The 15,179-nt window shown below is 47.1% G+C and carries 11 protein-coding genes, 1 tRNA gene and 1 riboswitch; of the genes, 7 read left to right on the top strand and 5 right to left on the bottom strand.

All coding sequences use genetic code 11. From position 1 onward, the window contains the following. The first annotated feature begins 94 nt into the window (after positions 1-94). Both BMZ93_RS05890 and BMZ93_RS05885 read left to right on the top strand, forming a co-directional pair. Entirely contained in the window at positions 95-958 is an 864-nt protein-coding gene (locus tag BMZ93_RS05890; protein ID WP_091503129.1) for a LysM peptidoglycan-binding domain-containing protein, read from the top strand. A 96-nt stretch (positions 959-1,054) separates the two neighbouring features. Then, positions 1,055-1,126: transfer RNA gene (locus BMZ93_RS05885), tRNA-Glu, on the top strand. 117 nt (positions 1,127-1,243) lie between these two features. Here BMZ93_RS05885 and BMZ93_RS05880 read toward each other — a convergent pair. Further along, positions 1,244-2,227, bottom strand: a complete 984-nt coding sequence (locus BMZ93_RS05880; protein WP_091503127.1) for a ketopantoate reductase family protein — start codon at positions 2,225-2,227, stop codon at positions 1,244-1,246. A gap of 133 nt (positions 2,228-2,360) precedes the next feature. Here BMZ93_RS05880 and trpS point away from each other — a divergent pair, with 133 nt between their 5' ends. From trpS to BMZ93_RS05865, 3 genes are all read left to right on the top strand, one after another. Further along, a complete protein-coding gene (trpS, locus tag BMZ93_RS05875; RefSeq protein ID WP_091503125.1) occupies positions 2,361-3,377 on the top strand; it encodes a tryptophan--tRNA ligase in 1,017 nt (338 codons plus the stop codon). Positions 3,378-3,420: 43 nt separating this feature from the next. Continuing rightward, complete coding sequence (locus tag BMZ93_RS05870; protein ID WP_143404279.1) at positions 3,421-4,074, top strand: hypothetical protein; 654 nt, start codon at positions 3,421-3,423, stop codon at positions 4,072-4,074. Between the two features lie 17 nt (positions 4,075-4,091). Continuing rightward, positions 4,092-4,265, top strand: a riboswitch (Lysine riboswitch). Between the two features lie 85 nt (positions 4,266-4,350). After that, positions 4,351-5,799: an amino acid permease gene (locus BMZ93_RS05865; RefSeq protein ID WP_091503121.1), complete on the top strand. Its 1,449-nt coding sequence runs from the start codon at positions 4,351-4,353 to the stop codon at positions 5,797-5,799. 41 nt (positions 5,800-5,840) lie between these two features. Here BMZ93_RS05865 and BMZ93_RS05860 read toward each other — a convergent pair whose 3' ends face one another. The 4 genes from BMZ93_RS05860 to BMZ93_RS05845 all read right to left on the bottom strand — a co-directional run bounded on the left by BMZ93_RS05860 (position 5,841) and on the right by BMZ93_RS05845 (position 10,309). After that, on the bottom strand, positions 5,841-7,796 hold the full coding sequence (locus BMZ93_RS05860; protein ID WP_091503119.1) for an ABC transporter permease: 1,956 nt from the start codon (positions 7,794-7,796) through the stop codon (positions 5,841-5,843). Position 7,797: 1 nt separating this feature from the next. After that, positions 7,798-8,553: an ABC transporter ATP-binding protein gene (locus BMZ93_RS05855; protein WP_091503118.1), complete on the bottom strand. Its 756-nt coding sequence runs from the start codon at positions 8,551-8,553 to the stop codon at positions 7,798-7,800. Positions 8,554-8,649: 96 nt separating this feature from the next. After that, positions 8,650-9,633, bottom strand: a complete 984-nt coding sequence (locus BMZ93_RS06630) for a sensor histidine kinase (protein ID WP_200769370.1) — start codon at positions 9,631-9,633, stop codon at positions 8,650-8,652. Then, complete coding sequence (locus BMZ93_RS05845; RefSeq protein WP_091503116.1) at positions 9,626-10,309, bottom strand: response regulator transcription factor; 684 nt, start codon at positions 10,307-10,309, stop codon at positions 9,626-9,628. Before BMZ93_RS05845 ends, BMZ93_RS06630 begins: the two co-directional genes overlap by 8 nt. A gap of 142 nt (positions 10,310-10,451) precedes the next feature. On the opposite strand from BMZ93_RS05845, the gene BMZ93_RS05840 reads away from it, so the two are divergent. Together BMZ93_RS05840 and rpoB are read left to right on the top strand one after the other, a co-directional pair. Further along, a complete protein-coding gene (locus tag BMZ93_RS05840; RefSeq protein WP_091503114.1) occupies positions 10,452-11,195 on the top strand; it encodes a sulfite exporter TauE/SafE family protein in 744 nt (247 codons plus the stop codon). Positions 11,196-11,534: 339 nt separating this feature from the next. Continuing rightward, positions 11,535-15,164, top strand: a complete 3,630-nt coding sequence (rpoB, locus tag BMZ93_RS05835; RefSeq protein WP_091503112.1) for a DNA-directed RNA polymerase subunit beta — start codon at positions 11,535-11,537, stop codon at positions 15,162-15,164. The last annotated feature ends 15 nt before the right edge of the window (positions 15,165-15,179 follow it).

The following is a 15,179-nucleotide window of genomic DNA, read 5'->3' as shown; positions in this document are numbered from 1 at the left end:
TGTACTTAAACTTTAGGGGTGTATCATAGGACATAGAGTAAGTTCAGGAAGTGGAAACATCTCTTGAAATGAGTTACAGAAAAGGAGATTACACATGACTATTAAGAATAAGTTGTTAGTTGCTGCAGGACTTGCTGGATCAGTTGCTTTAGGTCACCACGCTGCTTCTGCCAATAGTGCAAAGCAACACACCATTCGCTCAGGCGAAACATTGACAAGTATCGCTAAAGACTACAACGTCAGTGTTGACCAACTAGCTAAGGAAAATAACATTCAAAACGTTCACCAGATTTACGCTGGTGAAAACTTGGTTATCGACCAAACAAGCTCAGACAATTCAAATCAAACGACTACCGATTCAAATGAAAACACTGGAAGCTACACGGTTCAATCAGGGGATAACCTTTGGACTTTGGCACAACGCTTCAACACAACAGTTGATAATTTGGCATCATTGAACAATATTCAAGATGCAAGTAAGTTGTCAGTCGGACAAGTTTTGAAGACGACTGGTACTGCAGCCGCAACACAGAACACGCAGACAACCAATACAGATAGCCAAAGCCAGGCTGACTCACAAGCACAAGCTGATTCAGCAACTGCTCAAAGTCAAGCTGACTCACAGGCTGCTGCATCACAAGCTGCTGCTTCACAGGCACAGGCTGCTTCCGCCTCATCATCAGCAACAGTTGTTAATACATCAACTGCAACAAGCACGGACTCTTCTGAAGAAGCTGCTTTGCAAGCCATTATTAACAAGGAATCTGGTGGTAACGTAAACGCCACAAACGGTATTTACTACGGAATCGGTCAATTGTCACCATCATTGCGTGCTCGCTACGGTGGAAACACTGCCGATTACCAAGACCAGTTGCAAGCCATGAAGGCTTACATTGCCGATCGTTATGGTTCAGCTCAAGCTGCTTTGGCTCACCACAACCAATACAATTGGTACTAAAATAAAAATATTTTAGATTTCCTATTGACGAGGGTAGCGTCTACTTGCTATACTAACATAGTTGTTTGATAGCGATATGAAACAACAACTGACCATGGCCCGTTGGTCAAGTGGCTAAGACGCTGCCCTTTCACGGCGGAATCGAGAGTTCGATTCTCTCACGGGCTACTAAAGAGTCGCAAGCTTTGCTTGCGGCTTTTTTGTTTACATTTTTAATAGTCATTGCTTGATTTATAAATTGTAGACAAAAGAAAAAGCCCCTGGTAAGAGGCTTTTTTTAATGAATTACTTTACTTCCAACTGGTTAACCGGTGGGTTAAATTCACGCATGGCTTCGGCCAAGTGAACCAAACCTGTGATGAAACGCTGCGTTGGCGCTGCGACACCGTGTTCTTCAGCTAAGTCAGCAATCCAACCGTTGATATAATCAACTTCTGTTGGACGGTTCTTAACAAAGTCTTGGTACATTGAAGGGAAGTGGAGTGGTACCACTTCACGGGCAACGTAATCCACTTGAATCAACATTTCTTCGCGTGTTTCAAGCAAGGTGATGCCGGCTGCTGCCGCAGCATCGTAGGCTTCATCAACCAATGGCTTGGCGATGGTTGGGACGAATTGGTCGTATGACAACAAGTTACCCATTCGTGCTTGGAACATCGTTGCAATGGAGTTCTCAACGGCGTTGAAGAAGACCTTTGTCAACAAGGTACCCATAAAGTTGTTTGAGTACGTTGGGTTCAAATTGGCGGCTTGGAAATCTTCCATGACCTCTTGGGTCTCGGCAGTCTTCACACCAGACAAGTTTGAGTAGGCAGAAGCACCTGAATTTGACTTACCGATGAAGTCAACATCACCATAATCGCTCAAGATTGTGGCAATCATGGCTGTTCCACCAATGATTTTGTCATCCTTAAAGTAGGATTGGAGCTTTTCGATGTGGCCCATACCATTCATCGCACCCACGGCCACTTGGTGGTCCTTGAAGTGGGGCGCCATTCGCTTCAAAGTCTCTTCCATCTGCATCTGCTTCATAAAGAAAATCCAGACGTCAGGATTACCTTCGTATTCTTCTGGTGAAAAGACCTTTACTGGGACCGGATGTCGGTCCTCATGATCTCGTGATTGGTAGACAACGTTACCTTGAGCCTTAATCTTATCAACTGACTCCTTGGTTGGCTCAACGAACTCAACCTCTTTGCCAGCGACTTCTTGAAGTAAAAGCCCATAGCGCAAGCCCATGGCACCTGCTCCAACAACTGCATATTTCATAGTACCGACCTCACTTTCATTAAATGTTTTTAATTTGTTCTTAATAATATACCAATAACAAAGCTATCCTGCAAGACTTTATACAATTCGATATAATAGAGTGGTTAGAAAATAAAGGGAAATAAAAGCAACCATGGAAAAAGAAATTTATTTAACCGGCGATCGACCAACTGGAAAATTGCACATCGGGCACTACATCGGTTCGTTGAAGAACCGTGTGGCAATGCAGAACGAGGGGATTTATGACCCTTACATCATGATTGCGGATACACAGGCTTTCACTGATAACGCCCGCGACCCAGAAAAGATTCAGAAGTCACTGACTGAAGTGGCCCTTGATTACTTGGCTGTTGGGATTGATCCAAGCAAGTCAACGATTTTCGTGCAATCACAGATTCCAGCTTTGGCCGAATTGACGATGTTCTACATGAACTTGGTTTCACTGGGCCGTTTGGAACGAAACCCAACAGTTAAGACTGAGATCCAGCAAAAGGGCTTCGGCGAAGGAATCCCAGCCGGATTCTTAACTTACCCTGTTTCCCAGGCTGCTGATATTACCCTCTTTAAGGCAACAAAGGTGCCGGTTGGTGACGACCAAAAGCCAATGATTGAACAGACCCGTGAACTGGTTCGTTCTTTCAACTCCGCTTACAACACAGATATTTTGGTTGAGCCAGAAGGGGTCTTCCCACCTAAGGGGCAGGGCCGTTTGCCTGGTATCGACGGTAATGCTAAGATGTCAAAGTCTTTGAACAACGGGATTTACCTGTCAGATGATGCCGAGACTTTGGCCAAAAAAGTCAAGTCCATGTACACGGACCCAACGCACATTCGTGTGGAAGATCCAGGTCACGTGGAGGGCAACGTTGTCTTCACTTATTTGGACATCTTTGATCCAGATAAGAAGCGTGTTCAAGAACTAAAGGACCACTACCAACGTGGTGGACTCGGCGACATGAAGTTGAAGAAGCACTTGATTGACGTCATGGAAGCTGAATTGGCACCAATCCGCGAACGTCGTTTGGAATACGCCAAGAACATGGATGCTGTCTTGAAGATGTTGAAGGACGGATCTGACAAGGCCAATGCCAAGGCCGAAGAAACTATGAAGCAAGTGCGTGCAGCAATGGGCATTAACTACTTCGGATAAACATTCACCATTGCAGAACATTAGATGAAAGGTCGCAAATTCATTGATTTATCCACTGAAAAAGAGACGTTTCCTGCCACTCTTTGCATTAATTATTTTTATCATTCTGTCGGGGATGCTCCGCTTTAACTCCTCTTTTTTGACTTTGTTTGACGCAGCTGGATCGATTGCGATTCAGGCGCTCGCGAATTCAAAGCTCGGCTTTCTCTTCGGACCGGCCTACCTGTTGAAGAACTTCTGGATGGCCTGGTTGCTAACCATTGTTTGGGCGGCCTTCCTAAGAACCCTCGGCTTCAAAGTTGGTTTCTGGTGGTCCTTGGCCTGCTCATCGATTTTGATTATCATGTGTTGGGCCTGGTCATTGTTGACCTTCTTCTACTGGGACGATGGGCCGGTTTTGCTGCAAATGATGCCAGCACTGTCCAATACGATTTGGGCATTCTTGCTCTTCCAAATTCAGCAGGTCCTTGTGGTACGTTTGCCACTGGCCTACTGGGTAAAGTCGACTTTGTCCGGCTTGATGATTTTCTTCTGGCTAATTTTGGCCGCTGCTTCCATCGTTGATTACGATGTGTCAGTGACAACCTTAATTGGTTCCGCCCTCTTCGGCTACTGGTTCTTCCGCACGGCTGCGGGGATGTACATCCGTCTTTCAAAGCACTGGCAGCAGTTCTTCGGTGTTGACGGTAAAATTTAGTTATGCTATTCTAAAAATACAAACAAAGAGGTTGCGACCAAAATCAGTCCTGCCGGCTAGTCTACCCAAGACGATGACCCGGTACAAAAGGTGCGGTTGCCGAAAGTTTTCCACTCGGGGGAGTGCAGAGCTTGGGACATGGAAAAAGATTTCATGGACTGTCGTTTTTTAAACGGTGCGCTTTGCTATCATGCTTAAAAAATGTGATGACGCCTACTTTTGTTTTGATACAAGAGTAGGTTTTTTGTTTGAAAAATCAAACGGAGGTTTTTGCTCATGGCAGAAACAAATGAAAATACAATTCAACATGAATTGAAGACACGCCACGTGTCGATGATTGCCCTCGGTGGGTCAATCGGAACCGGGCTCTTCTTGACCTCGGGTGCTTCAGTTTCACAGGCCGGACCATTCGGTGCTATCTTGGCCTACCTCATCATCGGAATCATGGTCTACTTCCTCATGACTTCCCTTGGGGAGATGGCAACCTTTGCACCAACGTCGGGTTCATTTGCAGAATATGGGAACCGCTTCGTTGATCCAGCCTTTGGTTTCGCCTTAGGGTGGAACTACTGGTTTAACTGGGCCATTACCCTAGCCGTTGATACAGTGACGGTTGGGTTGGTTGCTCAGTTCTGGCTACCAGACGTTCCATCTTGGATTTTCTCGGCGATTGCACTGTTCTTAATCTTCTTGATTAACCTCTTCTCCGTTAGCACCTTCGGTGAAACGGAATTCTGGTTGTCATTGATTAAGGTTGTTACCATCTGCTTCTTCCTCTTCATTGGGGTTTTGGCTATCTTTGGTATCATTCATTCCAACACGGACGTTGTCCGCAACCTTTCAGTTGGTCAACACGGTTTCGTTGGCGGTTGGCAAGGTGTCCTTTCCGTCTTCGTTGTGGCTGGATTCTCATTCCAGGGAACCGAATTGATTGGGATTACGGCTGGTGAAGCCAAGGACCCACGCAAGTCTGTGCCAAAGGCCATTCACTCGGTCTTTTGGCGTATCTTGCTCTTCTACATCGGGGCCATCTTCGTGATTTCAGCCTTGGTTTACTACCAAGACCCACGTTTGATGTCCGCTGCCGATTCCGGTAACGTCATGATGTCACCATTTACCATCGTTTTTAAGAACGCTGGTATTGCTTTCGCTGCTTCCTTGATGAACGCGGTTATCCTGACTTCTGTTTTGTCAGCCGCCAACTCAGGAACTTACGCTTCAACCCGTACCCTTTACTCATTGGCTAAGAAGGGTCAGGCACCAAAGATTTTTGGTCGCCTAACAAAGCACGGTGTGCCATGGGCATCACTCTTGCTGACGATGTGCGTTGGCCTTGTGGCCTTTACTTCAGAAATGAAGGGCGGCAACGTTGTCTACGGTTGGCTGGTTGCCGCTTCTGGTTTGACTGGATTCTTGGCTTGGATGGGGATTGCCATCGCCCACTTGCGCTTCCGTAAGGCCTACGTGGCACAGGGCAACGATGTCAACGACTTGCCATACAAGGCAAAGTGGTTCCCATTCGGTCCAATCTTTGCACTTTTCATGTCCTTGGTTGTTATCTTCCTGCAAGATCCCGAAGCCTTTGCGCACTGGGAATGGGATAAGATTGCCGTGACTTACTTGTCCGTGCCAATCTTTGTGATTCCTTACTTGGGCTACAAGTGGTCAAAGAAGACCAAGGTTATCCCACTGCAAGACGTGGATTTAACTGGTAAAAATAAGTAAATGAAAAAGTCGTTCGCATTCGCGAACGACTTTTTTGTGCCTTAATTTAATTCCGTGACCTGCTTGTAATAGGTGTGGGAAGTAATCTTGTAAATGATGTAGTAGATGGTCACCATCAGGAGAATGGTCATCGCCATTACCACGTAAACGGCGCCGGTTACGGGAACTGAGAAGGCTAGGAGCAGCTTGTTAATCATTGGCATGGCGAAACTCAAGTGAATGAGTGAAACGGCGATTGGGAGACCAAAGAGCCAGATGATTTGTGAGCGGATGGTCTTCTTGATTTCCCCTTCGGACATTCCCACCTTTTGCAGGATTTCGAACTGGGCCTGGTCGGCCTTTCCTTCGGAAATCTGCTTGTAGTAAATCATCAAGCCGGTGGCCAGGATGAAGGAGATCGAGAAGAGAATCCCGATGAAGAAGAAGCCACCGTAGATACCGTTCATGACTTTTTCAGTCATGGACTTCACTTGGAAGGACATGTTCTGGCCCTGGTAGTTATCGAGGGCGTTGCAGAAGTCTTCTTCATGCTTTGCTGAACCGCTAATGTTAAAGAAGTAGCTGGTTTGCATGATCTTTGACTCATCCACCTCTGGGAAGAAGGTCTTGGTTGCGGACTGCAGGCTTTCTTCGGTTGGTAGAACAAAGACGAAGGAAGCGGTGCTATCGGCCGATGCAGATGGCATACCCTTGATGCTCTTCAGGTTTTGCTTGACGCTGTAGCGGTCCTTACCCAAGTAAATGTCAGAGCGGGTTAGTTTGCCACCGTTACGACCGTAGGCTAAGACCTGGTTGGCCTTTAGGCTTTGCTTGTCGCCGGTTGCGGCCTGGTATTCGTCCAAGGTCATGAACTGAATGTTACGTTCGTTGGCATTGCTTGCGTACTCCGTGCTAGTGAAGTGCTGATCCTTTGACATGGCCGCACGGGCTGGCAGTGATACGGTTTGCGTGTACTTACCAGATGCTTTTAAGTCGTACTTGTTAACAAGTGAATCGACCTGTTCTTCTGTAATGCCCTTGTTTTCGAGGGCTACCTCAACGTCTCGTGGGAACATTTTCTGAACGAGGTCGGCCTTACCAAAGTACATCGATGCCGTCGTCACGGTCACGACCAAAGTCATGGTAGTGAGTAAGGCAATCGAGGCTAGTCCAACGGCGTTTTGCTTCATACGGAAGAGCATGTTGGAAACGGTAATGAAGTGCTTACTTTGGTAGTAGTAGCCTTCCTTCTTTTGCAGGGCTTTCAAAATCAAAGTCGAAGCCGCGATGAAAAGGAGGTAGGTGGCCACCGCCACAAGCAGAACGGCGAAGAAGAACTGGTTGACTGCCTTGATGGGGGATGGCACCGTCAATGACAGACCGTAACCCCAGATAAGGGCAGCGCCACCGAAGAGGAAGAAGAGCCAGCGGTTCTTAGGAGCCGATGCACCCTTTTTTTCGGACTTCATTAGGTCCAAAGTCTTGGTGCGAGCGACTGCGATGGCATCGATAATGGTCAGTACCGCATAGACGCCAAAGAAGAAGGCGATGGTGCAGGCCAAGGCGGGGAGGGAAAGTTCCATCCCGAAAGTTTTACCACCCACCATGCGAACGAGCAAAAGAATCATCAGCTTGGCGAAAACGAAGCCTGTGATCAGACCGGTCACGATGGTGATGGCAAAGGACATGGCCTGTTGAATCAAAGAAATCTTGACCAAGTCCGACTTTTTCATTCCGAGAATGCTATAAAGGCCAAACTCTTTTTCCTTGCCCTTCTTTAAGAAGGAGTAGGTGTAGATCATGATGACCAGGGAGAGCAGGCCGATGATGACCTGTCCGAGTACGAGTAGCAGACGGACGATGTCGGAGGCGAACTGTAGGTTCTTAACACCTGATGAGTAGATGAGCAGTTGAACTAAGAAGTTCAGCGCTACCGCGGCTGTTCCAGCGAGGAGGAAGGGCAGGTAGCTTTCCTTATTCTTTCGAAGCGAGTCGAAAGCGAGTTTCACGTAAAACATTTTAAGACTGCCCTCCCAGTAGGTTGGTCATGGCCTCGTTGATGGCCACGAGCATTTCCTGCTCGGACTTGTCGCCCCGGTAGAGCTGGTGGAAGACGGTACCGTCCTTGATGAAGAGCACTCGTCCGGCATGGGAAGCCGAAAGGGATGAATGGGTAACCATCAAGATGGTCTGTCCGTTTTCGTGGCATTCATCGAAGAGGTTTAAGATGTCGGCGGCGTTCTTGGAATCCAAGGCCCCAGTTGGTTCGTCACAGAGCAGTAATTCGGGCTTCGTGATTAAGGCTCGGCCGATGGCCACACGTTGTTGCTGTCCACCGGAGAGTTCGTAGGGGTACTTGTTCAAGAGGTCTTCGATACCGAGCTGCTTGGCTAGGTGAGCCAGCTTTTCTTCCTTACCCTTGGTGTTCTTAGCGAGCACTAGTGGAAGGTAGATGTTGTCCTTAACGGACAAAGTGTCTAACAAGTTGAAGTCCTGGAAGACGAAACCAAGGTGGTCGCGACGAAAGGCGGCCAGGTCCTTGTCCTTCAAGTTAGCCAGGTCGTCATTCTTCAAGAGAATGTGGCCGGCAGTGGGCTTGTCCAAGGTCGCGATACAGTTTAGCAAGGTGGACTTACCAGAACCCGACTCCCCCATGATGGCGATGAACTCGCCCTCGTTGACCTGGAAGTCCACGTCCTTTAAGGCGAGAACCTTTTGGGTTGAGCGCTTTGATTTGTATTCTTTTTTAAGATGATTAACGGCTAATAGTGTCATGATGTTTCCTCTCTGTTTAACGTGAATTAAGCATAACGTAAAAAGGACGGCGGCCGTGCTTACAGGCAGGGCTGCCATCCTTACAGTCTTGTAAGATTAGGATAAAGTCTGCTGGGAGCAGTCGATGGTCACCGTTGTACCGACCCCAATCGTCGATTCAATCGAGACTTTGTGGCCTAGTTTGTCTAGAATCTCTTTGACTAGGTAGAGACCCAGACCAGAGGCGTTATCTTGGACACGACCGTTAAAGCCGGTATAGCCCTGATTAAAGACCTGGGGAAGGTCGGCTGCATCAATCCCAATCCCGGAATCCTGAATGATAATCTTTTGATCATCCGTGCAGGAAACTTGAATCGAGCCCTCTTTCGTATACTTAATGGCGTTATAGATAATCTGTTCAAGGGCAAAGCGTAGCCACTTGCTGTCGGTCATCAGGGTAAAGTCGCCCTCGGAAACTTTGAGCGACAGGTCCTTTTGGATAAAGAAGAACTTGTACTGTTTTAACACTTGCATGACAAGTGAGCGGGCAGAGGCCTTTTTCAGGTTTAAGTCACCGTTAAAGTTCTGCAGACGGATAAAGGAAAGGAGCATCTCAAGATACTGATTAATCAAGAAAAGTTGTTCCTTGGTTTGCGCCTGGTCCACCGTGCCGGTTTGGTTCATCAAGTCCAAGACGGAGAGGGGAACTTTGATTTGGTGGGCCCAGAGGGCGTAGTAATCCTTGAGCTTTTGGCTCTCCCGTTCCTTTTCTTCGACGAGGTTGGTTTTCTGTGAGAGAACCTGTTCCAGTAGTTCTTGCAGTGCCTTTTCCTGGCTACTGCTCCCTAAGTGCTCTTCCACTGTGGATAAGTCTGGGTCTTTTAGCAGCTTACGAACAGCCAGGCGCTTGCGCCGCCATTTGATGGCTAAGATGGCCGTCATAATCAGGAGCAAATAGGTAAACGGCCAGAAAACATCTGAAAAGATAGCAGCATTGGCCGAACGCAGCAGGGTGGACCAAGCTAAGAAGAGAATCGTGCAGGCATATAAGAAGTAGAGCAGCCAGTAATCCTTCAGAAAGGTAAGACAACTTTTAATCATGAAGCATCAGTCCCTTTCCTTTGGCCGTTTGTAAGACCATATCAAAGCCAATCTTCTTCGTCTTTGTCCGAATTCGGTTGACCATTACGGACAAGGTGTTGCGGTCAACGAAGAGTTCGTCGTCCCAGAGAGCCTCCATGATATCTTCTTTGGAAACAACCTGACCCGGTTTTTCAAAAAGGGGATAAAGAAGCTTGGTTTCGTTCTTACTCAAGGAAACGACCTGGCCATCCTTGCTCAAGCTATTATCCAGGATGTTCAGTTCGAATCCGGCAAAGTCCCTCACGGCCGTTGACGTGGATTCAGCAGCACTTTCTGTCCGTCGCAAGAGAGCCTGAATTTTGACAATCAGCAGGTCCAAGTTAAAGGGCTTGGTCATGTAATCATCGGCACCCAGGTTCATGGCCATAATCTGATCCGCGTCTTCCGCGCGGGAAGAAAGGAAGATGATGGGCAGTTGCGACTGCTTGCGAATCGCCTGTGTCCAGTAAAAGCCATTAAAGAAGGGCAGGTTCACATCCATCAAGACCAGGTTTGGCTTAGCTGCCAAGACCTCTTGGTCCACTTCATGAAAGTCCTGGCAGGAAGAGACAGTAAAGCCCCAGCCAGCAAGGCCCTTTTCCAAAAGGTCCACGATTTCTTGATTGTCTTCCACGATAAAAATGTGTGCGGTCATGGGGATGTCTGTCTTTCTTTCTACAAATTGATTTGGTTGACTTTATATTAACATAGCGACGAACAGCGGCGTTGTTCGTGTGTAGCAGTGCTATACTGAAGTTGTTAATTAGAACTATTCTTTTCTGTTAGGAGGAGAGCTAATGGCTTCCGTTTTATATCTGATTGCAATGGCTTTGATTGCCGGTGTTTTGAACGGCATTGTGGGGATGGCCGCGCTGACCCTTTATCCAGTCTTGCTGTCGCTTGGAATTCCGCCAGTTTCCGCCAATGCGACCATTACGATTTCACAGATGGCCTCGGGGGTGGGAACGCTTCTGTCTTCCTTAAAGGAACTGAAGAACCACTGGAAACAAACATTACTGATTACGGTCATTAATGCAACTGCTGGTGTAGTAGGCGCTTTGCTACTCATTCACAGTTCGGATTCGAACTTTAAAAAAGTCGTGCCTTTCTTCATTTTATTAGCGGCTGTTCTGATTTTGATGCCCAAGAAGCAGGGGAGTAATCAGCCTACAAAGCAGTGGGTCAAGGTTGTGTCTTGGATTAGTATCTTCCTAGTTGGAGGCTACATTGGCTACTTTGGCGCTGGATCGGGTTTGCTGATGATTGCCGTCCTTTCTCGTGCGCTGAACGAGAAGTACGCCACCTACAACGCCATTCGAAACTTCGCCACCTTCATCAACAACCTGATTGCGGCGGGGATGTTCTGCTTCTCGCTACCGGTGAAGTGGACGGTGGTGCCAGTCTTGATGATTGGCCTCTTTGCCGGCGGTTTTCTGGGACCCATTGTGGTTCGTCACGTACCGCAAGACAAAATTAAGACTTATGTCGGCATCTTTGCCTTGCTTTTGTCCGTGGTGCTCTTTTACCAGGCCTATTGCTAATTTTGAATAAATCAATCTTTTCTGTCAAAGTCGCGCGCTTGCTCGACTTTTTAAATTGAATCAGCTAAAGCAGTTTTCTGAATTTTTGTCAAGTACCACCCTTGTTTTTCCGCTCAAAACCCGTATAATAGTATTCAGTAACACTGTAAATAAATATGGCGACTGGTGATCTATTGTCCATCAGAGCCCTTATAGCAGGCAAGGTCCGCGACTTTTTAAGGCGCGAGACTTGCTTTTTTTGTGCCTTACGGCGCTAAAATAAGGACTTTTTTGCTAAATTTTTATGAAATTGTAATATTTATTTTGCATGAACAGTGAATTTTAGATGAGGTGATAAGTGTGGCAGGACATTTAGTAAAATATGGTAAATACCGTACTCGTCGTTCATATTCAAAGATCAAAGAAGTTCTTGATCTTCCGAACTTGATCGAAGTGCAAACGGCATCTTACCAGTGGTTCCTTGATGAAGGAATCAAGGAGATGTTTAACGACATCATGCCAATCGAGGACTTCCAGGGTAACTTGTCTTTGGAGTACGTTGACTACCAGTTGATGGAGCCAAAGTACACTATGGACGAAGCTCGCGAGCACGATGCGAACTACTCAGCACCTTTGCACGTGACTCTTCGCTTGACTAACAAGGAAACTGGCGAAATTAAGTCACAAGACGTCTTCTTTGGTGATTTCCCATTGATGACAAAGCAAGGTACTTTCATTATTAACGGTGCCGAACGAGTTATCGTTTCTCAGCTTGTCCGCTCACCTGGTATTTACTACAACCAGGAAGCTGATAAGAACGGTCGTCCACACTTTGGTACAACGGTTATCCCTAACCGTGGTGCATGGTTGGAATACGAAACAGATGCCAAGGGTATCGCTAACGTTCGTATTGACCGTACACGTAAGTTGTTGATGACGGAACTGGTACGTGCCCTTGGGTTCGGATCAGATTCTGACATCATCGACATCTTCTCTGATGGCTACGATGCCTTGAACATGACTTTGGAAAAGGATGTTCACAAGAACATGTCCGATTCACGTGTTGAAGAATCATTGAAGGACATCTACGAACGTTTGCGTCCAGGCGAACCTAAGACGGCCGACTCATCTCGTGCCCTTTTGGTTGCTCGTTTCTTCGATCCAAAACGTTACGATTTGGCTCCTGTTGGTCGTTACAAGATCAACAAGAAGTTGTCATTGAAGAACCGTTTGTTGAACCAGACTTTGGCCGAAACTTTGGCTGACCCTGAATCTGGTGAAATCATTGCGGAAAAGGGAACGGTTGTGGACAAGGCTGTGATGGCTAAGTTGGCACCATTCTTGGACAACCCTGACTTCAAGACGGTTACTTATACACCATCTGGTGATGCTGTCTTGCAAGACCCTGTTGTATTGCAAAAGATTAAGATTGAATCACCTGAAAACCCAGACAAGACTTTGCTATTAATTGGTAACGGTCACTTGCCTGAAAACGAACACAACGTTCGCCCAGCTGATATCATCGCTGGTATGAACTACTTCTTGAACTTGCAAGAAGGCGTTGGCCAAGTTGATGACATCGATCACTTGGGTAACCGTCGTATCCGTTCTGTTGGTGAATTGTTGCAAAACCAATTCCGTATTGGTTTGACTCGTATGGAACGTGTCGTTCGCGAACGCATGTCTATCCAAGACGCCGCAACGGTTACACCACAACAATTGATCAACATCCGTCCGGTTGTTGCGTCAATTAAGGAATTCTTCGGTTCATCACAGTTGTCACAGTTCATGGATCAGACCAACCCACTTGGCGAAATGAACCACAAGCGTCGTTTGTCAGCCTTGGGTCCTGGTGGTTTGACTCGTGACCGTGCCGGTGTTGAAGTTCGAGATGTTCACTACACCCACTACGGCCGTATTGACCCTATCGAAACGCCCGAAGGTCCTAACATCGGTTTGATTAACTCCTTGGCCACTTACGGTCGTATCAACAAGTACGGTTTCATCGAAACACCATACCGTCGTGTTGATTGGGGTACTCACAAGGTTACCGACAAGATTGATTACCTAACTGCCGATGAAGAAGATAACTACATCGTTGCCCAGGCCAACACGGAGTTGGAAGATGACGGTTCATTCGTTCATCAAACAGCCATGGCCCGTTACGGTGAAGAAAACATCGAAACGCCAATCGAAAAGATTGACTACGTCGATGTTTCCCCAAAGCAGGTTGTTTCAATTGGAACATCAGCTATTCCTTTCTTGGAAAACGATGATTCAAACCGTGCTTTGATGGGTGCCAACATGCAGAAGCAGGCCGTGCCTTTGCTCGACCCACATGCGCCACTTGTTGGTACTGGTGTTGAATACAAGGCTGCCCACGATTCTGGTGCTGCTTTGATTTCAACGGCCGCTGGTGAAGTTGAATACGTTGATGCTAAGCAGATTCGTGTTCGTCGCGAAGACGGTCAATTAGATACTTACGAATTGATGAAGTTCCGCCGTTCAAACGGTGGTAAGAACTATAACCAAAAGCCAATCGTCAAAGTTGGTGAAAAGATTGATGATGACCAAATCTTGGCCGATGGACCATCAATGGAAAAGGGTGAATTAGCCCTTGGACAAAACCCTGTCATCGCCTTCATGACTTGGCACGGTTACAACTTCGAAGATGCCATCGTTTTGAACGAACGTTTGGTCCGTGAAGATGTTTATACATCAATTCACATCGAAGAATACGATTCAGAGGCTCGTGATACAAAACTTGGCCCTGAAGAAATCACACGCGAAATTCCTAACACTGGTGAAGAACAGTTGCGTGATTTGGACGAAAACGGAATCATCCGTGTTGGTGCCGAAGTTAAGGATGGCGACATCCTAGTTGGTAAGGTTACCCCTAAGGGTGTGACTGATTTGTCAGCTGAAGAACGACTTTTGCACGCAATCTTCGGTGAAAAGGCTCGTGAAGTTCGCGATACTTCATTGAAGGTGCCACACGGTGGTGGTGGAGTTGTTCAATCCGTTCGCGTCTTCACTCCTGAAAACGGTGACGAACTTTCACCTGGTGTTAACCAGATGGTTCGTGTTTACATTGCTCAGAAGCGTAAGATTCAAGTCGGTGACAAGATGGCCGGTCGTCACGGAAACAAGGGTACTGTTTCAGTCGTTGTTCCCGAAGAAGACATGCCATACTTGCCAGACGGAACACCAATTGACATCTGTTTGTCACCCATGGGTGTGCCATCTCGTATGAACATCGGACAGGTTTTGGAATTGCACTTGGGATACGCTGCTAAGAAGCTTGGTATCCACGTTGCCTCCCCTGTCTTCGATGGTGCTACTGATGATGAAATCGAAGAGACTTTGGCCGAAGCTGGTTTGCCAGCCGATGGTAAGACAGTTGTCTATGATGGACAAACTGGTGAAGCCTTCGATAAGCGTGTTGCTGTTGGTGTTATGCACTACTTGAAGTTGGCCCACATGGTCGACGACAAGATTCACGCCCGTTCAATCGGTCCTTACTCTCTTGTTACGCAACAGCCACTTGGTGGAAAAGCCCAGTTCGGTGGACAGCGTTTCGGAGAAATGGAAGTTTGGGCTTTGGAAGCCTATGGTGCTGCCTACACCTTGCAAGAAATCTTGACTTACAAGTCAGATGACGTTGCAGGTCGTGTTAAGGTTTACGAATCAATCATCAAGGGTGAAGCCATTCCTAAGCCAGGTGTGCCTGAATCATTCCGAGTTTTGGTCAAGGAATTGCAAGCCCTCGGTTTGGACATGCGTGTCTTGAACCAAGAAGGTGAAGCAGTTCAATTGAAGCAAATGGACGAAGACGACTCTGTCTTGCCTGTTGACGCTTTGGAAAAGTTGGCTCGTACCAACCCTGACTTGTTGAACCGTGATGATGAAGAAGTTAAGGTTGCCTTTGATAAGGTAGATGGTCAAAAAGAGACCCAAGAACAAAGCACCTTTACTGACGAAGAACAATAATTTAAGAAAGGTGAC

The sequence above is a fragment of the Fructobacillus durionis genome, from assembly GCF_900112405.1.
GTDB classification, from domain to species: domain Bacteria; phylum Bacillota; class Bacilli; order Lactobacillales; family Lactobacillaceae; genus Fructobacillus; species Fructobacillus durionis.
This window is presented reverse-complemented; position numbering and strand designations above follow the sequence as displayed.